The sequence below is a fragment of the Micromonospora sp. WMMB235 genome (genome assembly GCF_001855515.1).
Classification (GTDB): Bacteria; Actinomycetota; Actinomycetes; order Mycobacteriales; family Micromonosporaceae; genus Micromonospora; species Micromonospora aurantiaca.
In genome coordinates, this window is the sequence record NZ_MDRX01000001.1 from 4,236,857 (window position 1) to 4,262,026 (window position 25,170).

Here is a 25,170-nt window from a genome sequence, read left to right on the forward strand (position 1 = left end):
CTGCCATGGGCAGTGGAATCTGGTCCACCGACGTGTACGACGCCGCCGACCGTTACCGGCGCCGCACCGGCAAGAGCGCGTTCTCCTACAGCGACAGCGGCGCCCGCAAGGTGCACCCCGCGCTCGACCCGCGCGACGCGCTGCGGGAGAGCCGCGACTCCGCCGAGCACCCCCAGTCGACGCCGATCGCCGTGCTGTTCGACGTCACCGGCTCGATGGGCCACGTGCCCCGGGTGCTGCAGAGCAAGCTGCCGCAGCTGCTCGGCCTGCTGCTGCGCCAGGGGTACGCGAAGGACCCGCAGGTCATGTTCGGCGCGATCGGCGACGCCACCTGCGACCGGGTGCCGTTGCAGGTCGGGCAGTTCGAGTCCGACAACCGGATGGACGACGACCTCGGCCGGATCGTGCTGGAGGGCGGCGGAGGCGGCCAGATGATGGAGTCGTACGAGCTGGCGCTCTACTTCATGGCCCGGCACACGGCCACCGACAGCTGGGACAAGCGTGGCCGGCGCGGCTACCTGTTCATCATCGGCGACGAGCTGGCGTACCCGGCGGTGAAGACCGCTGAGGTGAGCCGGCTGATCGGGGACGGCCTGGGCGAGGACATGCCGGTCCGGCAGATGGTGGACGAGGTGACCGCGCGCTGGGACACCTACTACCTGCTGCCCGCCGGCAGCCACTACGCGGGCAACCGCAAGGTGCTGGACTTCTGGCGCGGCCTGCTCGGGCAGAACGCGGTCGAGCTGGACGACCTGGACGCGGTCTGCGAGACGATCGCGCTCACCGTCGGCCTCGGCGAGCAGGCCATCGACCTCGACGCCGGGCTGCGCGACCTGGACCGGGCCGGCTCGACGGCCACCCGGACCGTCTCGAAGGCCCTCGCCCAGGTCGGCTCGGGCCGGCGCGCGGTGGCGACGCTGCCGTTCAGCCCGGCCGACGGCGGAAGCGGGGTCACCCGGCTGTGAACCACGTGACGGTGGTCGACCTCGGCTACGGCGACGCCGGCAAGGGCACAGTGGTGGACCTGCTCTGCGCCACCCGGCAGGTCCACACGGTGGTCCGGTTCAACGGGGGCGCGCAGGCGGCGCACAACGTCGTCCTGCGCGACGGGAGGCACCACACGTTCGCGCAGTTCGGCGCCGGGACGTTCCGTCCCGGGGTGCGCACACACCTGGCGCGGCACGTGGTGGTGGACCCGCTGGCGCTGGCCGCCGAGGCCGACCACCTCGCGTCGGTCGGCGTGCCCGACGCGCTCGACCGTCTGACTGTGGACGGGGAGGCGCTGCTCGCCACCCCGTACCACCGGGCCGCGAACCGCGCCCGGGAGATCGCCCGGGGAGCCGACCGGCACGGCTCCTGCGGGCTCGGGGTGGGCGAGGCGGTCGCGTACGGCCTCGCCCACCCCGACGAGGCACCCCGGGTGGCTGACTGCCGCCGCCCGGCGGTGCTGCGCCGGCGACTGACCGCGCTGCGGGACCGGCTCACCGCCGAGCTGGGCCCGCTCGACGCGCCACCGGTGGACGACAGCCTGCCCGCGTACGCGGCCTTCGCGCGCCGGGTGGCGATCGTCGACCGGACCTGGCTGGCAGGTGCCCTGCGCGAGGGCACCTGCGTGTTCGAGGGCGCGCAGGGGGTGCTGCTGGACGAGTGGCACGGCTTCCACCCGTACACGACGTGGAGCACCACGACGTTCGCCAACGCCGAGACGCTGCTCGCCGAGGCGGGCATGGCCGGGACCGCGCAGCGGCTCGGCGTGCTGCGCACGACCACCACCCGGCACGGTCCCGGGCCGCTGGTCACCGAGGACGCGGCGCTGCCGTTCACCGACCGGCACAACGGGACGAACCCCTGGCAGGGGCGGTTCCGGTTCGGGCACTTCGACGCGGTCGCCCACAGATACGCGCTGGAGGTGGCAGGTGGCGTGGACGGGCTGGCGCTCACCCACCTCGACCTGGCCCGGCCCGAGCTGCGGATCTGCCGCCGGTACGAGGGCCTGGACCGGCTCGTCCCCGGCCCGGCCGGTGACCTGGACCGGCAGGCGGCGCTCACCGAGCGGCTGATGCGGGCTCGGCCGGTGCTGGACGAGTCGCCTGCCGACTGGCCGGCTGCGGTCTCGGAGGCGCTGGGCGCGCCGGTGGTGCTCACGTCGCGCGGGCCGACGGCCGAGGAGAAGGAAGGGCCCCTTGTTAACGCCTTTTGTATGGGAAGGGCCCCTGCTTAACACCGCACCCCCGAGCATGGGTGCATGGGGGACGTGCTCGACCTGCTGCACCACACGGTGACGTCGCCGTGGGTGTACCTGGTGATCATCGCGGTCACCGCCATCGACGCGTTCTTTCCGGCGGTACCGGGCGAGACAGTGGTGATCACCGCCGGGGTCTTCGCGGCCGGCGGCGAGCCGAACCTGGTGCTGGTGATCGTGACCGCCGCGTTCGGCGCGCTCGCCGGCGACCACATCTCGTACGCGATCGGGCGCGGCGGCGGCGCGCACCGGCTGGCCCGCTTCCCGGCGGACAGCAGGCGGCGGGCCAGCTCGGAGTGGGCCCGCCGGGCGGTCGACAGACGCGGCGGGATGATCCTGACCACCGCCCGGTACGTCCCCGGCGGCCGGACCGCCGTCACGCTGACCATGGGCGCGGTCCGCTATCCCGCGCGCACGTTCCTGCTGTACGACGGCCTGGCGTGCACCACCTGGGGGATCTACTGCGGGCTGCTCGGCTACTTCGGCGGCCTGGCGTTCGAGCACAACCCGCTGTCCGGGCTGCTCGCCGGCGTGGCCATCTCGCTGGCCGTCACCGGCCTGTTCGAGGCCGTCCGCTGGGGCCGGCGGCGGGCGCACCGGCGGGCTGCCGCCCGGCGCGACTGTTAACAAGGGGCCCTTGTACTACCGCAGGCGTTAAGAAGGGGCCCTTCCTTACCCCGCGGCGGGCGGGTGCCAGGTGACGCCGCGCAGCAACTGGTCGGCGCCGAGCCAGGCCACGTTCATCATCCGGGTCGCTGTCTTCCCGGCGTCGGCCTCAGGGTGGTCGGCCAGCCAGTCGGCGAGCGACTCACTGGCGCCCACCAGCCCGTACGCGACCACCTCCAGGTCGGTGGCGCCGACCTCGCGGCCGGAGGCGCGCAACGCGTGGTCGAGCATGCCGGCGACCACCTCGACCAGCCGGCCGCGCATGGCGGCGAGTTCGGCGGCGAACGGCTGGGAGCCGCGGGCCTGCCGGTAGAGGACCGCCCAGCCGTCCCGGTGCGCGCCGACGAAGCCGAAGAACGCGCGCAGTCCGCGCCAGAGCCGCTCGTCGGCGGGCAGGTCGGGGGCGGCCGCGCCGGCGATCGCCTCCATCATCCGGGTGCTCTCCCGGTGCAGGCAGGCGATGAAGAGTTCCTCCTTGGTGCCGAGGTAGGCGTACACCATCGGCTTGGAGATGCCGGCGTCGTCGGCGATCTCGTCCATGCTGGCGGCGTGGAAGCCGCGGCGGGAGAACACCTTCACCGCCGCGTCGAGCATCTGCTGCTCGCGTACGGCGCGGGGGAGGCGCTTGAAGGTCGGCGTGCTGGACACCCTTGCGAGCATACCTACCCGTGCGTAAGGTTACGCCAGAGTAACCAAAGTGGCCCCGCCCGAGAGGTGCAATCCCCCATGACTGACTTCGACCCGGCCAACTTCGCGAACGTCGGCCCGAAGGAGTTCGCGCAGCTGGTCAAGTCCACGCCGGACGCCAAGATCAACGAGATCATGTCCGGCGAGGCGCGCGGCAAGATCCTCAGCGAGGTCTTCAACCGGATGCCCACGCTGTTCCGCGCGGACCGCGCCGGTGCCACCAACGCGGTCATCCACTGGAACATCACCGGCCGTCCGGACGGTGGCACCGACACCTACGAGATCGTCATCGAGAACGGCACCTGCACCGTCTCGGAGACCGCGACCCGCGACCCGAAGCTGAGCCTCACCATGGGCCCGGTCGAGTTCCTGAAGATCGTCTCCGGTGGCGCCAACCCGGTGATGATGTTCATGACCGGCAAGCTGAAGGCCAAGGGCGACCTGGGCCTGGCCGCCAACATCGCCAACCTGTTCGACATCCCCAAGGCCTGACATGGCCGAGTTCTCGCTCGACCTGAACGAGGAACAGCGGGACCTTCGCGACTGGGTGCACGGCTTCGCCGCCGAGGTCGTGCGCCCGGCCGCGGCCGAGTGGGACGCCCGGGAGGAGACTCCCTGGCCGATCATCCAGGAGGCCGCGAAGGTCGGCCTGTACGGGTTCGAGTTCCTCGCCACCTGCTGGGCCGACCCCACCGGCCTCTCCCTGCCGATCGCCAGCGAGGAACTCTTCTGGGGTGACGCCGGCATCGGCCTGAGCATCTTCGGCACCTCCCTCGCGGTCGCTGCGATCTACGGCGCCGGCACCCCCGAGCAGCTCGTCGAATGGGTGCCGCAGTGCTTCGGCGACGTCGACTCCTCGGCCGTGGCCGCGTTCTGCACGAGCGAGCCGGAGGCCGGATCCGACGTGGGCTCGATGCGTACCCGCGCCGTCTACGACGAGGCCACTGACGAGTGGGTGCTCAACGGGCAGAAGGCGTACGCCACCAACGGCGGCATCGCCGGGGTGCACGTGGTCACCGCCTCGATCGAGCCCGAGCTGGGCTCGCGCGGCCAGGCCGCGTTCGTCGTACCCCCTGGCACTCCCGGTCTGACCGCCACCCGCAAGCTGCGCAAGCTGGGGCTGCGCGCCTCGCACACCGCGGACGTCTTCCTCGACGACGTCCGGGTGCCAGGCCGCTGCCTGCTCGGCGGCAAGGACGCGCTCGACGAGCGTCTGGCCCGCGCCCGGTCCGGGCAGCGCGCCTCCGGCCAGGCGGCGATGCGGACGTTCGAGCTGTCCCGCCCGACAGTCGGCGCGCAGGCGCTCGGCGTGGCCCGCGCCGCCTACGAGTACGCCCTGGACTACGCCAAGGAGCGGGTCCAGTTCGGACGGCCGATCATCTCCAACCAGGCGGTCGCGTTCGCGCTCGCCGACATGAAGATGGAGATCGACGCGGCCCGGCTGCTGGTCTGGCGCGCCTCCTGGATGGGCCGCAACAACCGGCCGTTCACCGCGGGCGAGGGCTCGATGTCCAAGCTCAAGGCCGGTGAGGTGGCCGTCTCGGTGACCGACAAGGCGGTCCAGCTCCTCGGCGGCGCCGGCTTCCTGCGCGACCACCCCGTCGAGCGGTGGTACCGCGACGCCAAGATCTACACCATCTTCGAGGGCACCTCCGAGATCCAGCGGCTGGTCATCTCCCGGGCCATCTCCGGGATGCAGATCCGCTGACCGCCGGCGGGCCGCGGCCCGGCCCGTGACGACGTCTCACGCCGTCGGGCCGGGTCGCCGCTCCCGGGCCGACCCGAACCGCGATCGGGCGCAGGATCATGCCGAACCGGACGGCCGACCGTCCGGAGCCTGGTCGACGAACCACGAACGCGAAGGAGTTGCGCCGTGGACCTGCCGTTCATCGCCGCCACGCTGACCCGACGTGGACTGCTCGCCCCGGGCGGACCGATCCGCGTGGTCTCCCAGCTCAACGCGCTGCGCCGGTGGGGCTGGAGCCTCGCCGGGGAGCTGCGCCAGGCCGCCGCCCGCGACCCCGGCCGTGTCGCCGTGGTCGACGAGCAGGGCGCCACCATGACGTACCAGGAACTGCTCGACCGCTCCGAGCGGCTGGCCCGGTCGCTGCGCTCCCACCTCGGCGTGCAGACCGGCGACCGGGTCGGTGTGCTCTGCCGCAACCACCACGGCCTGATCGAGGCGATAGTGGCAGCGATGCTGCTCGGCGCGGACGCCGTCCTGGTCAACACCGGCCTGTCCGCCGCGCAACTGGTGACTGTGGCCGAGGAACAGGGCCTGCGCGTCCTGGTGCACGACGGCGAGTTCACCGAGCGCGTCCTCGGCCTCCCGGCCGAGCTGCACCGGGTCGACGAGCGGCGGCAGGAGGAGCTGATCGCCGCCGCCGTACCCGGCGAGAAGCTCCAGCCGCCGGAGCGCGACGGCCGCACCATCGTGCTGACCTCCGGCACCACCGGCGCGCCCAAGGGCGCCCGCCGGCCCACCCCGCACGGCTTCGGCCCGCTGGTGTCCATCATCGACCGCATACCGCTGCACGCGCGGGACACCGTGATGATCGCCGCGCCGATCTTCCACACCTGGGGGTACGCCGCGCTTCAGGTGTCGTTCGCGCTGCGCGCCACAGTCGTACTGCACCGACGCTTCGACCCGGCCGCCACTCTCGCCGCGCTCGCCGCTCAACCGTGCGACGCGATGTTCGCCGTACCGGTGATGCTGCAACGGCTGATGGAGGTCGCGCCGCCGCAGCCCCGGCCGCCGCTCAAGGTGGTCGCGGTCAGCGGATCCGCGCTGCCCGGCAACCTGGCCACCGCGTTCATGGACCGGTACGGCGACGTGCTCTACAACCTCTACGGCTCGACCGAGGTCTCCTGGGCCTCCATCGCCGGCCCGGCCGAACTGCGCGCCGCGCCCACCACCGCGGGCCGGCCACCGCACGGCACCCGGCTGGCCATCCTGGACGAGACCGGCCGGCCGGTCCGCGACGGCGAGGTCGGACGGATCTTCGTCGGCAACGAGATGCTGTTCGAGGGCTACACCTCGGGCGCCGGGCGGGAGAGCCGCGACGGCCTGCTCGACACCGGCGACCTGGGCCGGCTGAACGCCGACGGCCTGCTCTTCGTCGACGGCCGGGCCGACGACATGATCGTCTCGGGCGGCGAGAACGTCTTCCCGTCCGAGGTGGAGGATCTGATCGCCCGGTTGCCGCAGGTCCGCGAGGTCGCCGTGATCGGCGTACCGGACCCCGACTACGGCCAGCGACTGGCCGCGTTCCTCGCGCTGCGCACCGGCGAGACGCTCGACCCGGAGGCGGTCCGCGAGTACGTCCGGCGCTACCTGGCCCGCTTCTCCGTGCCCCGCGACGTGGTGTTCGTCAAGTACCTGCCGCGCAACGCCACCGGCAAGGTGCTCACCCGGGAGCTGCGCCGCTACTTCGACTGATCCACATCGGTCACACGGCTGCCGTCCTCCGGTGCTACGGTCTCCCCCGATCGAACGGGGAAACGGGGAGCACCACAATGGACAGGCTTCGGCGGCGTACCGCACTCGGCCTCCTCGTCGGCGGCGCGTCCGCCGCCGCGCTCGGCCCGTTCGACCCGGTCCTCGGCGGCCGGCCCGACGACTCACCCACCCGGTGGCCGGTCCCGCCCGTCGAGCGGGAGAACCGCGCCGCCGGTGAGCCGTGGTGGCCCGAGCACGGCGGCCGGGCCGCCGACGACCGGCGGCGCCAGATCCAGGGGTACGCCTCGACGACGAGCGTCGCCCCCGGCGAGGAGATCGACTTCCACGTCGCGGTCAACCCGGGCGGCCGGTTCCGGATCAGCGTGCACCGCCTCGGCTGGTACGACGGCGCGGGCGCCCGCACGATGCTGACCAGCCCCGAACTGCGCGGCGTACCGCAGCCGGTGCCGGTGGCCGACCCGGACACCGGTGTGCTCGACTGCCGGTGGCCGGTGTCCTGGCGCCTGTCCGTCTCGCACGGCTGGACCTCCGGCCTCTACCAGGCGGTCTTCACCTCGGCTGACGGCTGGCGGGCCTGCACGCCGTTCGTGGTACGCGACGACCGGCGCCCGGCCGCGCTCTGCGTGGTGCTGCCGGTGACCACCTGGCAGGCGTACAACCAGTGGCCGCGCGACCGGCGGACCGGCAAGAGCCTCTACAACGGCTACCGGGCCGACGGGCGGCGCGACCCGGCGCTGCGGGCACGCGCTGTCACGTTCGACCGCCCGTACTCCGGCGCCGGCCTGCCCACCCACTTCGACCGCGACGAGGCCGCGATCCGGTGGCTGGAACGCAACCTCTACGACGTCAGCTACGCCACCAGCTTCGACCTGCACTCCGGGCGCCTCGACCCGGCCCGGTACCGGGGTCTGGTGTTCTGCGGGCACGACGAGTACTGGTCGGCCGAGATGCGCCGCGCCACCGAGGTCGGCCTGGACGGGGGCACCAGCCTCGCGTTCCTCGGCGCGAACAGCGTCTACTGGCACGCCCGCGTACGCGCCGCCGCCGACGGCCGCCCCGAACGGCTCGTCGAGTGCGCCAAGACGCTTCCCGACCCGGGCGCGGGCATCGGCGACCCGACCGTGACCTGGCGCAACCTCGACCGGCCGGAACAGGCGCTGCTCGGCGTGCAGTACAACGGCATCGTGCTGACCCCGCAGCCGCTCGTGGTGCGCGCCGCAGACAACTGGGTGTGGGCCGGCACCGGCGTGGCCGACGGCGACCGCATCCCGGGCGTGGTCGCGGGCGAGGCGGACGGGCTGCACGCGGCCCTCCCGCGGCCCGCCGGGACCACGCTCAGCTCCTCGCCGTACCCGGCCCAGCAGGGCGGCCGACGGCTCCAGAGCAGCTACGTCCACGAGACGGCACGCGGAGCTGTCGTCTTCGCCAGCGGCACGCTCGGCTGGACCCTGGCACTGGACCGGCAGGGGCACCGCGACCCGCGCATCGAGCGGGCCACGGCGAACGTGCTCAACCGGATGGCCGGCCGGCGCCCCGGGCCGGTCAGCCCGGAATCGTGACCCGGCCGTCCACGGCCGCCGCCGCGATGTCGGTGCGGTGGTGGGAACCGGCCAGCTCGACGTCGCGTACCAGGGCGTAGGCGGCGTCGCGCGCGGCGGCCAGGTCCGGCCCGGTCGCCGTACCGCAGATGACCCGGCCCCCCGCGGAGCGCAACGTGCCGTCGGCGTCCCGGCGGGTGCCGGCGTGGATGATCCCGGCGCGGTCCGCGCCGGTGATCACGTCACCGGTACGCGGGCCCGCCGGATAGCCGTCGGCCGCCACCACGACCGTCACGGCCGCGCCGTCGCGCCAGCGCAGCGGCGGGTGCGCGCCGAGCGTGCCGGTGGCGGCGGCGTGCAGCAGCCCGGCCAGCGGCGTCTCCAGCAGGGCGAGTACGACCTGCGTCTCCGGGTCGCCGAAGCGCGCGTTGAACTCGATCACCCGCGGGCCGGACGGGGTGATCGCCAGGCCCACGTAGAGCAGGCCGGCGAACGGGGTGCCCCGGCGGCGCAGCTCCGCCAGCGTCGGGTGCACCACGTCGCGCATCACGTCGTCGACCAGATTCGGCGGGGCCCACGGCAGCGGCGCGTACGCGCCCATGCCGCCCGTGTTCGGCCCGGTGTCGCCGTCGCCGACCCGCTTGAAGTCCTGCGCCGGCAGCAGCGGCACCGCCGCCTCGCCGTCGGTGACCACGAACAGGGAGACCTCGGGACCGGACAGGTACTCCTCGATCACCACCCGGCCGCACTCCGCGGCGTGCCGCTCGGCGACCGCCCGGTCTTCGGTGACCACCACACCCTTGCCGGCGGCGAGCCCGTCGTCCTTCACCACGTACGGCGCGCCGAACTCGTCCAGCGCGCGCCCCACCGCCGCCGCGCCCTCGCAGGTGTACGCGCGGGCGGTCGGCACCGCCGCGGCGGTCATCACGTCCTTCGCGAACGTCTTCGAGCCCTCCAGCCGGGCCGCCTCCGCGCTCGGGCCGAACACCGCGATGCCCTTGGCGCGTACCGCGTCGGCGACGCCCACCACCAGCGGCGCCTCCGGCCCGATGACCACCAGGTCGGCAGCGACCTCGACGGCGAGAGCCGCCACTGCTGCCGGATCGGTGGGTGTCACCTCCCGAAGTTCGGCAACCGCAGCGATCCCCGGATTCCCCGGAGCCGCGACGAGCGCCTCGACAGCCGGGTCACCGGCGAGTCCGAGCGCGAGAGCGTGCTCCCGCCCACCACCACCCACAAGAAGTACGCGCACGACCGGCATCCTACTGACCGCCCCACCCCACCCCGTCGATCAAGGAGTTTGCGTCTCAGATTGAGCGGTGCGGGTCCGCAAACTCCTTGATCACCGGCGCGTCAGGGCGTGCTTGACCGTCTGGGGGATGTAGTCGGGGCGCAGGGTGTCGGACCAGGTGAAGCGGAGGATCCGCCAGCCGGCGTTGACCAGGCGGTTCTGCCGGAACCGGTCCGCGTAGACGGCCTGCGGCGTCAGGTGCGGGCCTCGGCCGTCCGCCTCCGCAATCAGACGAGCCCCGCGCCATGCCAGGTCCCCGACGCCGAGCAGGTAACCGTCCTCGTCCCGCACCGGCAGTTGCAGGACGTCCGGCGGCACGCCACCGTCGACGCACCGGAGCCTGGCGCGGGTCTCCAGCGGTGACTGTGCCCGGCCGTCCGCCTCGGCCAGGTATCCCCGAGCGGCGACCGCTCCACGGCGTCCGGTGAGGTGCGTGAGCACCAGGGACAGGTCGTTCTCGGCCAGGATCCGCTGATTGAGCGCGGAGTCGAGGACGCACACCGCCGGATAGCGCCGCGCCCGCAGCAACACGTCGGCGACGGTGCGCGCCGGTGTGGTGACCGGTACGCCGCCGGCCCGGCACACGTCCGCTTCGGCGAGCGTCAACTGGTGCACCGTCAGGCCCGGCTCCGCCCGGCGCTGCACGTGCGGCCGATCCGGCGGCACCGAGACGTGGATCGCCGCCGTCGGCGGGAGACCGGCGATGCCGTGCAGCTCGGCGGCGGTACCCAACACGGCGACCGCGCCCCGCCCGAGGCTGGCGACCGTAGCGCGGATCATGGCACGTCGTAGTGCCACAGGCGTCAGCACGGCGGGAGGCGGCAGGTAGCAGCCGCGCGAGACCCGGGTCCATCGCCCGGACCGGACGAGGTACCGGATCTGCTCCCGGCCGAGGCCCAGGCGCAACGCCTGCCCCGCCGTCACGAACCCGCCCTGCGTCGCGGCCAGCCGCGTCAGTTCGCCGAATTCACCCACACGCGCAGGCTCCCCCGCGCCACCCCACAGCCGACACCCCTGTGGACAACCCTGTGGAAAACCGCCTCCCACAGCCCGCCCCGCCTCCACCCCGTGCCCGCCTTCACCCGCCCCGGCGCCCGCCCCGGTGATCAAGGAGTTTGTGTCCGGATCCGACGCCGAACTGGACACAAACTCCTTGATCACCAGAGTGCGAGCCGGAGGGCGGGGGCCGGGGGTCCGGCGCGGGGGTGGGGTTAGGGGAGGAGGGGGTGGCGGAGGACGTTTTCCTCTCGGCCTGGACCCACGCCCACCACGCTCACCCGGGTGCCGGTCAGCTCCTCGATACGGGCGATGTAGCGGCGGGCGTTCTCCGGGAGCTCGTCCTCGGTCCGCGCCTTCGTGATGTCCTCCCACCAGCCGTCGAGCTCTTCGTAGATCGGCGTGGCGTGGTGGAAGTCGGTCTGCGTCATCGGCATGTCGTCGAAGCGCTCGCCGTTGATCTCGTACCCGACGCAGATCGGCACCTTGGCCAGGCCGGTCAGCACGTCCAGCTTGGTGACCACCAGGTCGGTGACGCCGTTGAGGCGGCACGCGTACCGGGCCACCACGGCGTCGAACCAGCCGCAGCGGCGCTCCCGGCCGGTGGTGGTGCCGTACTCGTGGCCGACCTTGCGCAGGTGCTGCCCGTTGTCGTCGAACAGCTCGGTCGGGAACGGGCCCGAGCCCACCCGCGTCGTGTACGCCTTGCTCACCGCGATGACCTTGGTGATCGCGGTCGGCGGGATGCCCGCGCCCACGCACGCCCCGCCGGCCGTCGGGTTCGACGAGGTGACGAACGGGTAGGTGCCGTGGTCCATGTCGAGCATGGTGGCCTGGGCGCCCTCCAGCAGCACGGTCTCGCCGCGGTCGAGCGCGTCCCAGAGCATGACCCGGGTCTCGGCGATGTACGGGCGCAGCCGCTCGGCGTACTGGAGGTACTCCTCGACGGTCTCCTCGACGTCGATCGCCTTGCGGTTGTAGACCTTGAACAGCAGCTGGTTCTTCTCGCGGAGCGCCAGCTCCAGCTTCTTGCGCAGGATGCCCGGGTCGAGCAGGTCCTGGAGCCGGATGCCCATCCGGGCGACCTTGTCGCCGTACGCGGGACCGATGCCCCGGCCGGTGGTGCCGATACGGGAGCTGCCCAGGTAGCGCTCGACCACCCGGTCCAGCGCGCGGTGGTGCGGCATGATCAGGTGCGCGTCGCCGGAGATACGCAGGCGGGACACGTCCACGCCGCGCTCGGCGAGCCCGTCGATCTCCTGGAGCAGCACCTTCGGGTCGACCACCACGCCGTTGCCGATCACGATCATCGCGCTCGGTGACAGCGCCCCGGACGGCATGAGGTGCAGCGCATACTTCTGGCCGTCCGGCGTGATCACCGTGTGGCCTGCGTTGTTGCCGCCGGAGTAGCGCACGACGTAGTCGACCCGCTCACCCAGCAGGTCGGTAACCTTGCCCTTGCCCTCGTCGCCCCACTGGGCGCCGAGCAGCACGATCGCTGGCATCTTCTCGCCTCCAGAAGGCTCGGGTGCCAGGTGGCGACCGGTCAGCGAGCCCGGGGTGTCAGGCTAACAAGTAGTGACGGCGGGACCAGCAGGGGTTGGTCGAGAAGCAGGAGGCTCCTTCGTGTACGACGTGGTGCTGCTCACCCTCGGCTCGGAGCGGGACGCTCCCGGTGGTGGCTGCGGCAGCGGCGGCGCCTGCTGCGGCGGCGCGGACGACACCGCCGCCGAGAGCGGCGAGGAGCGCTGCGAGACGCCGCGCGTACCGGTGCTGGCCTGTGCGGACGAGCTGACCGCCCGGGGTGCCCGGGTGACCACCGTGACCGCCCGGTCGGACTCCGAGATCGACGAGGTGCTGGCCCGCCTCGACGGCCCGCCGCGCGCCGACGGCCTCACCTGGCCGGACTCCGACGGCAAGACCCGGCTCATCGTCGCCACGGCCAGTGACGGTCAGTTGCGCGCCGTCCTGCGCCGGCTGGTCCGGCGGTACGCTCCGCCGCCGAGTCGCCGCCCCGCGGACCTGGCCGCCAACCGTACGGTGCCCGACCTGCCGCCTGTGGGCGTACTCCCGCTCGATCCGGCCCGGTCCGGGACGGCGCGGGACCTGGCCGCGCAGCTCGGGCTGCCCCGGGATCCGGCGGGTGTGGCCGCCGCGGTGCTGGACGGCACCGCCCGGCGGCTGGACCTGCTGCGCAACGACGGCGGCTCGGTGACGCTGGACGGGGCGCTGCTCGGCGCCGCCGACGACGCGGGCCGCCCGCTGCACTGGCGGGCCCGGGTCGAGGTCGACGGCACGGTGCTGAGCGACGGTTCGGAGCCGATCACCGCGTGCGCGATCGGCAACGCGGGCGGGTACGCGCGCCTGGGCGAGGTCGACCTGCTGGGCGGCCCGGATCCGGCCGACGGGCGGGTGACGGTGGGCGTCGCCGTACCAGTGGTGACCCGGTCGGTGTTGGGCCGGAAGAAGGTCCGGCTGGAGGTACGCCGGGCGCGGGGACGTGCGGTGGCGGTGGTGCCCCGCGACGAGAAGGTGCCCTTCCTCGACGACGGCGTCGAGGGCGAGCTGAGCCGCAAGCGCTCCTGGTGGACCGAGCCGGGCGCCTGGGCGGTCTGGACGGGCTGACCTCGGTCGATCCCCACCCGGCTCGCGGCGCTGGCCGGACCGCCTATCCTCGGCGGAGGGAATGGGGAGGAACCGTGGTGCACGAGAACGACGACCGGGCCCACGTACCGGGCCGACCGCAGGTGCCGCAGCGGGACGTCGAGCCGCTGTGGCCGCCGGAGGAGACCGACGCGGCGGCGGCCACGATCCCGCCGTGGGCGTCGGTGCCCTGGCCGCTCCCGCCCGCCGACGCTCCCACGCCGGTGGCCGCGGACGTTCCGGCGCCCCAGGCGCCGGTGGCGGCGGACGTCCCGGCGCCCCAGGCACCCGCTGTCGACCTGGACCTGCCGTTCACGCTCGACCGGGCGACCTCCGCCCCGTCACCGGCCCAGCCGGAACCGGCGGCATCCGGCTCACCGGCGACATCCGGCTCACCGGCGGTGCCCGGTACGCCGGCGGCACCCGTCCCGGCGACCACGCCCGCCCCCGGCACTGCCGGAACGGCGACCGCCGGCGAGGGCGCCGGGAACGGACGGCCCGGCTCGCCGTGGGCACAGCCGCCACAGCGGGCCGGGTCGGACTCCGCCACCACGCCGGACCCCGCCGACGCCACGGCGCCGCCGTCCGAGGCGGTGGAGGCCGACGGCACCGCGTCCGGCCGCGCCACCGTGGCACCTCCCCCGCCCGAGGCACTCTCCACCGACGGCACCGCCTCCGGCCGGGCCACCGTGGCACCGCCCCCGCCGCCTGACGCCCTCCCCGAGGACGGCACGGTGTCCGGCCGCGCCACCGTCGCCGGGACGCAGCCGTCGCCGGACTCCGGTACGGGACCGGCAGGGACGGGCGCGCCCGAGCAGGCGCCCCGCCTCGGGCCGTTCCCGCCGTCGCCGGGCGTACCGGCACAGCCGTCCCCGTACGGCAACGGCTACCCGTCGCCCGGCTACCAGCCACAACCGGGTCAGCCCGGCTGGTACCCGCCGCCCGGCTGGACGCCCCAGACCGGCGTGCCGCAGCCGGGCGGCCCGCTGCCTCCGCAGGCGCCGGTGTCCGGCCCGGTGGTGCCGCCACCACCTCAGCCCGGAGCACCCCACCCGGAGCAGGGCTGGACGCCGCAGCAGGCGGTGCCCCCGACCGCCGAGGACTTCGCCCGCCGCCGCCAGGCCCGGCCGGTCGACCCGGTGGCCACCATGGGCGTACGCGCGGTGGTCAACAAGATCGGGCTGGTCCGGCTCGCGCCCGGGCGGCACGAGCAGGAGATGAAGCGCGACATCGAGATGGTCCGCCGCAACTTCGGCGGCCTGCGCCAGGTGACAGTGGTCAACCCGAAGGGCGGCGCCGGCAAGACGGTGGCGATCCTGCTGCTCGCCATGACGTTCGGCCAGAAGCGCGGCGGATACGTGCTGGCCTGGGACAACAACGAGACCCAGGGCACCCTCGGCATGCGGGCGCAGCAGGACTTCCACGCCCGTACGGTGCGGGACATGCTGCGGGACCTGGCCCAGTTCCAGGGACCGCACGGCCGGGTGGGCGACCTGTCGCAGTACGTCCGCTCGCAGGGCGAGGGCATGTTCGACGTGCTGGCCTCGGACGAGTCCGCGACCGGCGGCGAGATGCTCACCGCCGCCGCGTTCGCGGAGATCCGTGAGGTGGTCAGCCGGTTCTACAAGCTGATCTTCGTGGACACCGGGAACAACGTCCGGGCGCAGAACTGGCAGGCCGCGATGGACGCCACCGACCAGCTCGTGGTGACCATGTCGGCCCGTAACGACTCGGCCGAGACCGCCGCGCGGATGCTCGACCACCTGGAGCAGAGCGGCCGGCAGCGGCTGGTCCGGCAGGCGGTCACAGTGGTCTCGATGCCGCCGTCGCGCAAGGAGATCGACCTGCCCGCGATCCAGGCCCACTTCGCGGCACGGACCCGGGCGGTGCTGCTGGCGCCGTACGAGCGGCTCATCGACACCGGCGAGCCGCTGCGGTACGGGCAGCTCTCCTCCGCCACCCGGGACGCCTGGCTGAAGATCGCCGCGTCGGTGGCGGAAGGGCTGTAGGACGGGCGCGACGGCCGGCGCCCGGGTCGGGACCGGCCGTCGCGGCAGTGGTCAGTCGCCGGAGAGCGCGTCTCCGGCGGCCGGGTCGCAGTCGCGGAGGAACTGGGCGCACCGGGCCGCCTCGTCCGCCTCGCCGATCTCCCCCGCCGCGCGGGACAGCACGTAGAGGCAGCGGAGGAAGCCGCGGTTGGGCTTGTGCGACCAGGGCACCGGACCGTGGCCCTTCCAGCCGCTGCGGCGCAGCTGGTCCAGGCCCCGGTGGTAGCCGGTGCGGGCGTACGCGTACGCCGTGACGACCTGACCCGCGGTGAGCGCGCGGCCGGCCAGCGCGGCCCAGGCCGCACTGTAGGTCGGGAATCGGGCCGCGACCTCGGCGTACGCCTCGTCGGTGCCCTGCTCGGCCGCCGCCGCCAGCGCGGCGTCGGCCTCCTCGTGGACCGGGAGCAGGGTGGCCGGTGGCTCAGGCAACAGGTTCTGCATCGCCCCATTCAACCCGCTTCGCCCTCGGGTACGCGAGGGGCCTCGCCCGTACGGTTGGCTGAACGGCTGAGGGTTTCGTCACGCCTGCGGCGGGAGCACACGTACCCGCGGCCCATGCCGCCGCCGTGGTTCTTGCACTACAAATACAGATCCGGAGCCTCCCCAGGACCCGGTTACGCAGGAGCCCGGCGGCGTGCCCGCCGGGCTCCTGTCGTTCCCGCCCCGGTTTCGGCACTTGCCGCGCGGGGGCAGGATGGCCTGGTGCCGACCCCACCACCCGCGGACGTCATCGAGCCGCACGCGCCCCACGTCAACGAGATCGAGACCCGCACCGCGTTCGAGCAGCGGCTGGCCGGGGGAACCCTGGCCGGTCTGACCGTGCAGGGCCTGCGCCTCGACCTCGACCCGGTTCCCGACCTGCGCGACGTCGACGTCACCGGCACGCTCTTCGTGGGCTGCCGCTTCGCCGGCCGCGAGGTGGGCGCGGACCTGGTCCGCCGGGGCGCCAACGTCGTCCCTCCGTTCTCCGGGCTGCCCTACCCGACCCAGCCGTCGCACCTCTACACCGCCGACGAGCTGGCCGCCGGGTTCGCCGAGGGCGGGTTCGCCGGAATGTACGACACCCGGGTGTACGCGCACTTCCGGGAGCACGGCGGCGCGCTGCCGGACGTACGCGAGGCGCTCGGTCAGCGACTGCACGACCACGGCGTGGACAACGCGCTGGCCGACGCCACCCGGTCGTGGCTGGCCGCGCACGGGCCGCAGTCGGTGGTGGGCGTGATGGGCGGGCACGCGGTGCCGCGCGGCAGCGTCGCGTACCGGATGGCCGCCGTGCTGGGCTGGGAGCTGGCACGGGCCGACCGCCTGGTGGTCACAGGCGGCGGTCCGGGTGTGATGGAGGCGGCGAACCTCGGCGCGTTCCTCGCGGCCTGGCCGGCCGAGGAGCTGTCCGCCGCGATCGACGTGCTCGCCGTCGCGCCGGACTTCACCGACCACGACCGGTACACGGCGGCGGCGCTGGCGGTGCGCAAGCGGTACGCGGACGGCCCGTCGCTGCCCTCGCCCCGCCCGTCGGCGCCAGGCACCGGGTGGGCCCGTTCCGGCGGGCTGGCCATCCCCACCTGGTTGTACGGCCACGAGCCGGCGAACCTGTTCGCGGGCCGGATCGCCAAGTACTTCTCCAACGCCATCCGGGAGGACACGATCCTGCGGCTGGCCCGGGGCGGGATCGTGTTCGCGCCCGGCAAGGCCGGCACCGTGCAGGAGGTGTTCCAGGCGGCCACCAAGACGTTCTACGGCACCGACGGGGCGAGCGGGGCGTACGTCTTCCTGGACCGCACGTACTGGACCACCGAGCTGCCGGTGGAGTCGCTGCTGCGGCCGCTGTTCGCCGCGTCCCCGTTCGGCGACCTATCGCACACGATCCATCTGACCGACGACGTGCGCGACGCCGTCCGGGTGCTGGTGCAGTGAAAGGAAGGGCCCCCTTTTAACGCCTCCGGTAGAGGAAGGGCCCCTTGTTAACGCCGAGCGTTAACAAGGGGCCCTTCCTTACACGCGGGGTGTCACTTCATGGTGGTGCCGGTGGAGCGCAGGTGCTCGCAGGCCTCGACCACGCGGGCGGCCATGCCGGCCTCGGCCGCCTTGCCCCAGACACGCGGGTCGTACATCTTCTTGTTGCCGACCTCGCCGTCGACCTTGAGCACGCCGTCGTAGTTGCGGAACATGTGGTCCGCGACCGGGCGGGTGAAGGTGTACTGGGTGTCGGTGTCGATGTTCATCTTCACCACGCCGTAGTCCAGCGCCTCCCGGATCTCCGACAGCAGCGAGCCGGAGCCGCCGTGGAAGACCAGGCTGAGCGGCTTGTCCTTGCCGTACTTGGCGCCGACCGCGTCCTGGATCTGCTTGAGCACCTCGGGACGGAGCTTGACGTTGCCCGGCTTGTAGACGCCGTGCACGTTGCCGAAGGTCAGCGCCGCCATGTAGCGGCCCTTCTCGCCCAGGCCGAGCGCGTCGACCATGGCCAGGCCGTCGTCGACGGTGGTGTAGAGCTTGTCGTTGATGGCGTTCTCGACGCCGTCCTCCTCGCCGCCGACGACGCCCACCTCGATCTCCAGGACGATCTTGCCCTTGGCGGCCTCGGCGAGGAGTTGCTCGGCGATCTCCAGGTTCTCCGCCACCGGCACGGCCGAGCCGTCCCACATGTGCGACTGGAACAGCGGCTCCTGGCCGCCCTTGACGCGCTCCTGCGAGATGGCCATCAGCGGCCGGACGAACTTGTCCAGCTTGTCCTTCGGGCAGTGGTCGGTGTGCAGCGCGATGTTCACCGGGTACTTCTTGGCGACCTCGTGCGCGTACGCGGCGAACGCCACAGCGCCGGTCACCATGTCCTTCACGGACGGGCCGGACAGGTATTCCGCGCCGCCGGTGGAGACCTGGATGATGCCGTCGCTCTCCGCATCGGCGAAGCCCTTGAGCGCCGCGTTCAGCGTCTGCGAGGAGGTCACGTTGATCGCGGGGTACGCGTACCGGCCGGCCTTGGCCCGGTCCAGCATCTCCGCGTAAGCCTCGGGGGAAGCGATGGGCATGTCGAACGCTCCTTACTTACCGCTCTCGGCCGTGCAGGCCGCTGTCTTCCATGGAGGGCGGCCGTTCCGGTCGCTGACGTCCACGGCTGCGCCGGACCGCGCTGTCCACCGCGGGCAGTATCCCGTAGGAGCGTGAGCGGGGCACAACCGGCCCGGACGCCGCTCACCGATTCTCCAGCCGGTCCGGCACGATGACGCTGATCAGCCAGCTCACCACCGCGACCACGATGGCGCCCCAGAAGGCGGCCCAGAAGCCGTCCACGTGGAACGGGAGCTTCAGCACCCCGGCGATCCAGTCGGTGAGCAGGAACAGCAGCGCGTTCACCACGAGCGCGAACAGGCCGAGCGTGAGCAGGTAGAACACGCAGCCGAACACCTTGATGAGCGGCTTGAGCACCGCGTTGACCACACCGAAGACCAGTGCCACCACGATCAGGGTGAGCACGTTGCTGCCGGTGTTACGGCCGCTCACCTCCACTCCGGGCACGATCAGCGTCGCGATCCACAACGCGACCGCGGTGATCGCCAGTCGGATCAGGAAGCCCATGCCTCCCATCCTGGCACCGGCCGCGCGCCGGGAGCGGGACAATCGCCGACTCCGCCGTTCCGCCCGCCACCCAGCGGCGGCCCGGAGCAGCCCGTACGGTGGTGGGGACGATGCCCGCACGGAGAACAGGGAGGGACGATGGGTCAGCCCGACGAGGACTTCGCCCCCAGTGACCACCTCGCCCCGGAGGAGCGGGATCTGGAGGCCGAGCCGGCCGACGCGGTGGAGCAGGCCACCACTGTGACCGACGAGACAGACGGCGAGCCGCACCGGGGCATGGAGGTCGACGACTGGGACGCCATGGAGCAGGCCCGCGTCGTCGCCGCCGACGAGGACGACTACCGCTGACCCGGCGCCCGGTCACCGCAGGGCGGTGACCTGACCCGGGTGTTCTGCGGCCCACTGCGCCAGCCGGTCGGCGCGCAACGCGTCCAGGAACCCGGGGGCGAGTTCCGGGTCCGGCTCGTACCCGCGACCGTTCCACTCGTCGCGTACCGGGAAGGCGAGCGCGACCGGCTCGGCCGCGGCGGTTCGACCGCTCGCGGCCACCAGCGCCGGCAGCGACAGGTCGCCGGTGTCGGCCGTGACGGCCGGTCCGATCCGCAGGAGCAGCCGGCCGAGTTGCGCCGGATCGGTCGCCGTGCCCTGCTCCCGAAGCTTGCGGAGCAGACCGGCGGCGTAGCGGGCCGCGTTGCGGTCCCGGTCCAGCCCGCCGTCGCGCAGGCCGTACCGCTGCCGCAGCAGGTCCACCGCCGCCGCGCCGTCGAGCCGCTGGCAACCGGCCGGGAAACGCCGTTCGGTGTGCACCGAACGCACCGGCGCCGGCAGGCAGACCGGCACGCCGCCGACCGCGTCGGTCAGCTCACGCGCCCCCGGGTACGTGAGCACCGCGCCGGCGTCGACGCGTACCCCGGTCAGCCGGGCGACCGCCTGGCGGGTCGCCCGGTAGCCGGCGGCCAGGTCGGTGCCCGAACCGGCGGCGCGGGAGAACGTCGCATTGAGCTTCTCCGTCCCGCCCTGCGGCGGTACCGGCACCAGCAGGTCACGCGGGAACGACACGAGGTGGAGCCGGCTCCGGTCGGCCGGCAGGTGCACCAGCAGCACCGAGTCGGCGCGCCGGCTGCCGACCGACTGGTCGACGCCGAGCAGCAGCAGGTTCAGCGCTCCGCCGGGCTCCGGCACCGGCGTGGGGGGCGCGGGCGCCGCCGTCGGCGCCGGCGGCCGGGGCGCCATCGCTGTGAAACCGACAAGCGCGACGGCGGCGACCGCCAGGGCGGTCCCGGCCAGGCGTACGCGCCGACGGCGCCGACGGCGACTGATCACCGCCCGGTCGACGGCGGCCCGGACCGGGCCGACGGGCGGGGTCGACTCCTCGAGGCGGGCGAACGCGGCCCGCAGCTCGTCCTCGATCATCAGCAGACCTCCACGAGTTCGGCTCGGAGGGTGGCCAGCGCACGCGAGATGCTGGACCGGACCGTGCCGACGGCGCAGCCGAGGATCTCGGCGATCTCCCCGTCCGGCAGGTCCTCGTAGTACCGCAGCACCAGCGCGGCCCGCTGCCGCCGGGGCAACCGGGACAGCCAGGACCGGACCTGGTCCCGGTCCACGGCGGACTGGGCGTGGTCGGTCGGCGCGGGCACCGACTCGTCCGCCTCGCCGCGCAGCAGCACCCGCCGCGCCCACGATCCGCGCCGCCAGTCGATGAACTGGTTGGTGAGCATCCGGCGCACGTACCGCTCCGGGGCGTCGGTGCGGGCCACCCGCCGCCAGTTGAGCTGGACCCGGACCATGGTCTCCTGCACGAGGTCCTGGGCCTGGTGCGGATCCCCGGTCAGCATGACCGCGTACCGCAGCAGGGCGCCCAACCGCGCGTCGGCGAACTCCTCGTACGTCACTGCACCTCCCGGTGTCCCGTTTCATGGACGGTCCCGGGCAGCCGGAACATTGCGGCGGGATTCGGCCTCCCGGAAACCCCCACGACAGGAACCGGGCGATCACGAGATCATCGATGGGTGCTGCTGACCCTGACCACGACCCACCGCCCGGCGACCGACCTCGGACACCTCCTGGTGAAGCATCCGGACCGCGTGCAGAGCTTCGACCTGCCCGCCGGTGCCGCGCATGTGTTCTACCCGGAGGCGGACGAGGCGCGCTGCACCGCGGCGCTGCTGGTCGAGGTCGATCCGCTCAAGCTGGGCGGCGGCCGCCGGAACCGGGCGCCGGAGGGCTTCGCGCTCGGGCAGTACGTCAACGACCGCCCGTACGCCGCCTCCAGCCTGCTCTCGTCGGCGCTGTCGAAGGTGTTCCGCTCCGCCCTGCGGGGCGAGTCACGCGACCGTCCCGAGCTGGCGGCGAGCGCGATCCCGCTGACCGTACGGGTGCCGGTGCTGCGCTGCCGTGGCGGCGCCGAGCTGGCGGTACGGATCTTCGCCCCGCTGGGCTGGACCGTGACTGCCACCCCGATCCCGCTCGACGAGACGTACCCGGAGTGGGGTGACAGCCGCTACGTCGACCTGACGCTGACCGGCACGCTGCGGCTCGCGGACGCCCTCAACCACCTGTACGTGCTGCTGCCGGTGCTCGACGACGCCAAGCACTACTGGGTGGCGCCGGACGAGGTGGACAAGCTGCTGCGGGCCGGCGCCGGCTGGCTGGCCGGTCATCCGGAGCGGGGCCTGATCACGCGCCGCTATCTGGCGCACCGCCGGGCGCTCGCGGGTGAGGCGATGGCCCGGCTGACCGAGCTGCGGCTCGCCGACGAGCCGCCCGCCGACGACAGCATCGAGCCGTCGACCGGAGAGCCGGCCGGGTCGTCGGGCGGCGGGGCCGGGACGGCGGAGGACGTCCGCCGGGCCTCCCTGGCGGTACGGCGACGGGAGGCGGTGCTCGCCGCGCTGCGGGACAGCGGCGCGAGCCGGGTGCTGGACCTGGGCTGTGGTGGCGGCGCGCTGCTCACCGCGCTCGTCGCCGACCGGCGGTTCACCGAGGTGGTGGGCGTCGACGTGTCCGACCGGTCGCTCGGCCTGGCTGCCCGGCGGCTGCGCCTGGACCGGCTTCCGGAGCGGCAGCGGGACCGGATCCGGCTGTGGCAGTCCGCGCTCACCTACCGGGACGACCGGCTCCGGGGGTACGACGCGGCGGTGCTGATGGAGGTCGTCGAGCACCTCGACCCGCCGCGCCTGCCGGCGCTGGAGGACGCGGTGTTCGGTCACGCCCGGCCGGGCACGGTGGTGGTGACCACCCCGAACGTCGAGTACAACGTGCGCTACGAGGGGCTCGCGCCGGGCCGGTTCCGGCACGCCGACCACAGGTTCGAGTGGACCCGGGCCGAGTTCGCCGCCTGGGTGGACCGGGTGGTGGCGGCGCACGGCTACACGGCGGTGCTCGGCGGCGTCGGCGACGAGGACCCGGAGGTGGGCACGCCGACCCAGATCGCGGTGCTGACGCGGGATGACCGCAATGAGAACACCAGCAACGACCGGAAGGAGGCGACGAACCGATGACCGTCCTGGACATCCCCGAGCTGGCACTGGTGGCGCTCGTCGGCGTCTCCGGCTCCGGCAAGTCGACGTTCGCCCGGCGGCACTTCGCGCCCAGCCAGGTGCTCTCCTCGGACACGTTCCGCGGGCTGGTGGCCGACGACGAGAACGACCAGTCCGCGTCCGCCGACGCGTTCGACGCGCTGCACCACGTCGCCGCCATCCGGCTGCGGCGGGGACTGCTGACTGTGGTCGACGCGACGAACCTCCAGCCGCACGCCCGCGCCGGGCTGATCCGGGTGGCCCGGGAGCACGACGTGCTGCCGGTGGCGATCGTGCTGGACGTGCCGGAGGCGGTGGCCTGGGAGCGTACGGAGGCGCGCGCCGACCGGACGCACGGCCGCCAGGTGCTCAACCGGATGCGCCGCGACCTGCGGCAGTCGTACGGGCGGCTGGCCCGCGAGGGCTTCCGCAAGGTGCACGTGCTGCGCGGGGTGGACGAGATCGACGCCGCGGAGGTCCGCTACGAGAAGCTGTTCAACGACCGGCGGGAGCTGACCGGCCCGTTCGACGTGGTCGGGGACGTGCACGGCTGCCGGACCGAGCTGGAGGCGCTGCTGTCCCGGCTCGGCTACGTGCTGCGGCACGACGACGCGGGCCGCCCGGTGGACGCGGCGCACCCGTCGGGGCGTACCGCGGTGTTCGTCGGTGACCTGGTGGACCGCGGCCCGGACTCGCCCGGCGTGCTCCGCCTGGTGATGGGCATGGTGGCGGCCGGGCACGCGATCTGCGTGCCGGGCAACCACGAGCAGAAGCTGCTGCGCAAGCTGCGCGGCCGGGACGTCCGGCTGACCCACGGCCTGGCCGAGACGATGGAGCAGCTCGCCGCCGAGTCGCCGGAGTTCGTCGCCGGGGTGGAGACGTTCATCGACGGCCTGGTCAGCCACTACGTGCTCGACGGCGGCCGGCTCGTGGTGGCGCACGCCGGGCTGAAGGAGGCGTACCACGGGCGGGCGTCCGGCCGGGTGCGGTCGTTCGCGCTCTACGGCGAGACCACAGGCGAGACCGACGAGTACGGCCTGCCGGTGCGCTACCCGTGGGCGCGGGACTACCGCGGCTCGGCGATGGTCGTGTACGGGCACACGCCGACGCCCGAGCCGGAGTGGGTGAACAACACCATCTGCCTGGACACCGGCTGCGTGTTCGGCGGGCAGCTCACCGCGCTGCGCTACCCGGAGAAGGAGCTGGCGGCGGTCCCGGCGGTGAAGGAGTGGTACGCCCCGGCACGTCCGCTGGTCCCGGTCACGCCGTCGCGGCCGGACACCGTGCTGGACCTGGCCGACGTGACCGGGCGACGGCACCTCACCCACGCGTACGGGTCGCTGACCGTGCCGGCCGAGAACGCCGCCGCCGCGCTGGAGGTGATGAGCCGGTTCGCGGTCGACCCGGGCCGGCTGGTGTGGCTGCCGCCGACCATGGCGCCCTGCTCCACGTCGGCAGTGGACGGGTTCCTGGAGCACCCGGCCGAGGCGTTCGCCGACTACCGCGCGGCGGGCGTCGAGCGGGTGGTCTGCGAGGAGAAGCACATGGGCTCGCGAGCGGTGGTGCTCGTGGAGCGGGAGCCGGGCCGTTTCGGCGGCGGGGTGGTGCACACCCGTACCGGCAGGCCGTTCTTCGATCCGCCGCTCGACGGCGAGCTGCTGACCCGGGTGCGCGCCGCGGTCACCAGCGCCGGTCTCTGGGCCGAGCTGGACACCGACTGGCTGCTGCTCGACGCCGAGCTGCTGCCCTGGTCGGCGAAGGCGAGCGGGCTGATCCGCGAGCAGTACGCCGGGGTCGGCGCGGCCGGGCGGGCCGCGTTGCCGGCGGTGCTCGCCGCGCTGGACACCGCCGCCGGGCGCGGGATGCCGGTGGCGGGGCTGCGCGACCGGATGGCCGGGCGGGCCGCCGAGATCACCGCCTACTCGGCTGCCTACCGGGCGTACGTCCGGCCGACCGACGGGCTGCGCGGGGTGACGCTGGCGCCGTTCGCGGTGCTGGCCGGGGCCGGGGTGAGCTACGCCGACCGCGACCACGGCTGGCACCTGGCGCTGGCCGACCGGCTCTGCGCCGCCGACCCGGAGTTCTTCACGCCGACCCGGCGGCGGGTGGTGGACCTGGCCGACGAGTCGGCGGTGGCCGACGCCACCGAGTGGTGGCTGGCGCTCACCGCGGCCGGTGGCGAGGGCATGGTGGTCAAGCCGTACGCGGGCCTGGCCGCCCGTTCGCCGAAGGGCTCGTTGCTCCAGCCGGGGATCAAGTGCCGGGGGCGGGAGTACCTGCGGATCATCTACGGTCCCGGGTACACCGAGGCGGGGCAGCTCGCCGCGTTGCGCCGCCGTTCGCTGGGTCGCAAGCGCGGGCTCGCCCTGCGCGAGCACGGACTGGGCCTGGCCGCCCTGGACGCGCTGGCCGAGGACGCCCCGCTCTGGCGCCGCCACGAGCTGGTGTTCGCGATCCTCGCCTGCGAGTCCGAGCCGGTCGACCCCCGCCTCTGACGAGGAC

The 25,170-nt window shown here is 73.6% G+C and carries 22 protein-coding genes; 13 read left to right on the forward strand and 9 right to left on the reverse strand.

Translation table 11 applies throughout. From position 1 onward, the window contains the following. The first annotated feature begins 5 nt into the window (after window positions 1-5). The 3 genes from BFV98_RS18500 to BFV98_RS18510 are packed head-to-tail and all read left to right on the forward strand — an operon-like array spanning window position 6 to window position 2,869. A complete protein-coding gene (locus tag BFV98_RS18500; protein WP_013283409.1) occupies window positions 6-965 on the forward strand; it encodes a hypothetical protein in 960 nt (319 codons plus the stop codon). After that, window positions 962-2,221 (forward strand): adenylosuccinate synthetase, encoded by a 1,260-nt coding sequence (locus BFV98_RS18505; protein WP_071097215.1) that lies wholly within the window; start codon window positions 962-964, stop codon window positions 2,219-2,221. The genes BFV98_RS18500 and BFV98_RS18505 overlap by 4 nt, the downstream gene beginning before the upstream one ends. A gap of 24 nt (window positions 2,222-2,245) precedes the next feature. Beyond that, window positions 2,246-2,869 (forward strand): DedA family protein, encoded by a 624-nt coding sequence (locus BFV98_RS18510; protein WP_071097217.1) that lies wholly within the window; start codon window positions 2,246-2,248, stop codon window positions 2,867-2,869. Window positions 2,870-2,914: 45 nt separating this feature from the next. On the opposite strand, the gene BFV98_RS18515 is transcribed toward BFV98_RS18510, so the two are convergent. After that, window positions 2,915-3,556 (reverse strand): TetR/AcrR family transcriptional regulator, encoded by a 642-nt coding sequence (locus BFV98_RS18515; protein ID WP_030273380.1) that lies wholly within the window; start codon window positions 3,554-3,556, stop codon window positions 2,915-2,917. 78 nt (window positions 3,557-3,634) lie between these two features. Here BFV98_RS18515 and BFV98_RS18520 point away from each other — a divergent pair, with 78 nt between their 5' ends. The 4 genes from BFV98_RS18520 (at window position 3,635) to BFV98_RS18535 (ending at window position 8,614) form a co-directional block, all read left to right on the forward strand. Further along, the gene (locus BFV98_RS18520) at window positions 3,635-4,087 is read left to right on the forward strand and encodes an SCP2 sterol-binding domain-containing protein (RefSeq protein WP_013283405.1); all 453 of its coding nucleotides are present in this window, start codon (window positions 3,635-3,637) and stop codon (window positions 4,085-4,087) included. Between the two features lies 1 nt (window position 4,088). Beyond that, complete coding sequence (locus BFV98_RS18525) at window positions 4,089-5,303, forward strand: acyl-CoA dehydrogenase family protein (RefSeq protein ID WP_071097219.1); 1,215 nt, start codon at window positions 4,089-4,091, stop codon at window positions 5,301-5,303. A 165-nt stretch (window positions 5,304-5,468) separates the two neighbouring features. After that, complete coding sequence (locus BFV98_RS18530; protein WP_013283403.1) at window positions 5,469-7,034, forward strand: AMP-binding protein; 1,566 nt, start codon at window positions 5,469-5,471, stop codon at window positions 7,032-7,034. A gap of 77 nt (window positions 7,035-7,111) precedes the next feature. After that, window positions 7,112-8,614: a N,N-dimethylformamidase beta subunit family domain-containing protein gene (locus tag BFV98_RS18535; RefSeq protein WP_071097221.1), complete on the forward strand. Its 1,503-nt coding sequence runs from the start codon at window positions 7,112-7,114 to the stop codon at window positions 8,612-8,614. On the opposite strand, the gene purD is transcribed toward BFV98_RS18535, so the two are convergent. From purD to BFV98_RS18550, 3 genes are all read right to left on the reverse strand, one after another. Further along, window positions 8,598-9,845, reverse strand: coding sequence for a phosphoribosylamine--glycine ligase (purD, locus tag BFV98_RS18540; protein ID WP_071098928.1), 1,248 nt, complete (start codon window positions 9,843-9,845; stop codon window positions 8,598-8,600). The genes BFV98_RS18535 and purD overlap by 17 nt on opposite strands. Window positions 9,846-9,935: 90 nt before the next feature. Beyond that, a complete protein-coding gene (locus BFV98_RS18545; RefSeq protein ID WP_071097222.1) occupies window positions 9,936-10,859 on the reverse strand; it encodes a type IV toxin-antitoxin system AbiEi family antitoxin domain-containing protein in 924 nt (307 codons plus the stop codon). 236 nt (window positions 10,860-11,095) lie between these two features. Next, complete coding sequence (locus tag BFV98_RS18550) at window positions 11,096-12,385, reverse strand: adenylosuccinate synthase (RefSeq protein WP_013473426.1); 1,290 nt, start codon at window positions 12,383-12,385, stop codon at window positions 11,096-11,098. Between the two features lie 121 nt (window positions 12,386-12,506). On the opposite strand from BFV98_RS18550, the gene BFV98_RS18555 reads away from it, so the two are divergent. Further along, window positions 12,507-13,505, forward strand: a complete 999-nt coding sequence (locus tag BFV98_RS18555; protein WP_071097224.1) for a diacylglycerol kinase family protein — start codon at window positions 12,507-12,509, stop codon at window positions 13,503-13,505. Between the two features lie 74 nt (window positions 13,506-13,579). Then, entirely contained in the window at window positions 13,580-15,532 is a 1,953-nt protein-coding gene (locus BFV98_RS18560) for a chromosome partitioning protein (RefSeq protein ID WP_071097226.1), read from the forward strand. 51 nt (window positions 15,533-15,583) lie between these two features. Here BFV98_RS18560 and BFV98_RS18565 read toward each other — a convergent pair whose 3' ends face one another. Beyond that, entirely contained in the window at window positions 15,584-16,012 is a 429-nt protein-coding gene (locus BFV98_RS18565; protein ID WP_013283396.1) for a DUF3151 domain-containing protein, read from the reverse strand. A 261-nt stretch (window positions 16,013-16,273) separates the two neighbouring features. Here BFV98_RS18565 and BFV98_RS18570 point away from each other — a divergent pair, with 261 nt between their 5' ends. Further along, window positions 16,274-17,485, forward strand: coding sequence for an LOG family protein (locus tag BFV98_RS18570; RefSeq protein WP_071097227.1), 1,212 nt, complete (start codon window positions 16,274-16,276; stop codon window positions 17,483-17,485). Between the two features lie 92 nt (window positions 17,486-17,577). Here the strand turns inward: BFV98_RS18570 and fbaA are convergent, their stop codons facing one another. After that, window positions 17,578-18,600 carry a class II fructose-bisphosphate aldolase gene (gene fbaA, locus BFV98_RS18575; protein ID WP_013283394.1) on the reverse strand — a complete coding sequence of 341 codons (1,023 nt, stop codon included), beginning with the start codon at window positions 18,598-18,600 and terminating at the stop codon, window positions 17,578-17,580. A 163-nt stretch (window positions 18,601-18,763) separates the two neighbouring features. Further along, entirely contained in the window at window positions 18,764-19,147 is a 384-nt protein-coding gene (locus tag BFV98_RS18580; RefSeq protein ID WP_013283393.1) for a phage holin family protein, read from the reverse strand. A gap of 138 nt (window positions 19,148-19,285) precedes the next feature. On the opposite strand from BFV98_RS18580, the gene BFV98_RS18585 reads away from it, so the two are divergent. Further along, window positions 19,286-19,495, forward strand: coding sequence for a hypothetical protein (locus BFV98_RS18585; RefSeq protein WP_013283392.1), 210 nt, complete (start codon window positions 19,286-19,288; stop codon window positions 19,493-19,495). Window positions 19,496-19,507: 12 nt separating this feature from the next. Here the strand turns inward: BFV98_RS18585 and BFV98_RS18590 are convergent, their stop codons facing one another. After that, window positions 19,508-20,560 carry an LCP family protein gene (locus tag BFV98_RS18590; RefSeq protein WP_071097229.1) on the reverse strand — a complete coding sequence of 351 codons (1,053 nt, stop codon included), beginning with the start codon at window positions 20,558-20,560 and terminating at the stop codon, window positions 19,508-19,510. After that, window positions 20,560-21,042, reverse strand: a complete 483-nt coding sequence (locus BFV98_RS18595; RefSeq protein WP_013473421.1) for a SigE family RNA polymerase sigma factor — start codon at window positions 21,040-21,042, stop codon at window positions 20,560-20,562. Before BFV98_RS18595 ends, BFV98_RS18590 begins: the two co-directional genes overlap by 1 nt. 117 nt (window positions 21,043-21,159) lie before the next feature. Between BFV98_RS18595 and BFV98_RS18600 the strand changes: the two genes are divergently transcribed. After that, window positions 21,160-22,650 carry a 3' terminal RNA ribose 2'-O-methyltransferase Hen1 gene (locus BFV98_RS18600; protein ID WP_071097231.1) on the forward strand — a complete coding sequence of 497 codons (1,491 nt, stop codon included), beginning with the start codon at window positions 21,160-21,162 and terminating at the stop codon, window positions 22,648-22,650. Next, window positions 22,647-25,163 carry a polynucleotide kinase-phosphatase gene (locus BFV98_RS18605; RefSeq protein WP_071097233.1) on the forward strand — a complete coding sequence of 839 codons (2,517 nt, stop codon included), beginning with the start codon at window positions 22,647-22,649 and terminating at the stop codon, window positions 25,161-25,163. The genes BFV98_RS18600 and BFV98_RS18605 overlap by 4 nt, the downstream gene beginning before the upstream one ends. Window positions 25,164-25,170: the final 7 nt, after the last annotated feature.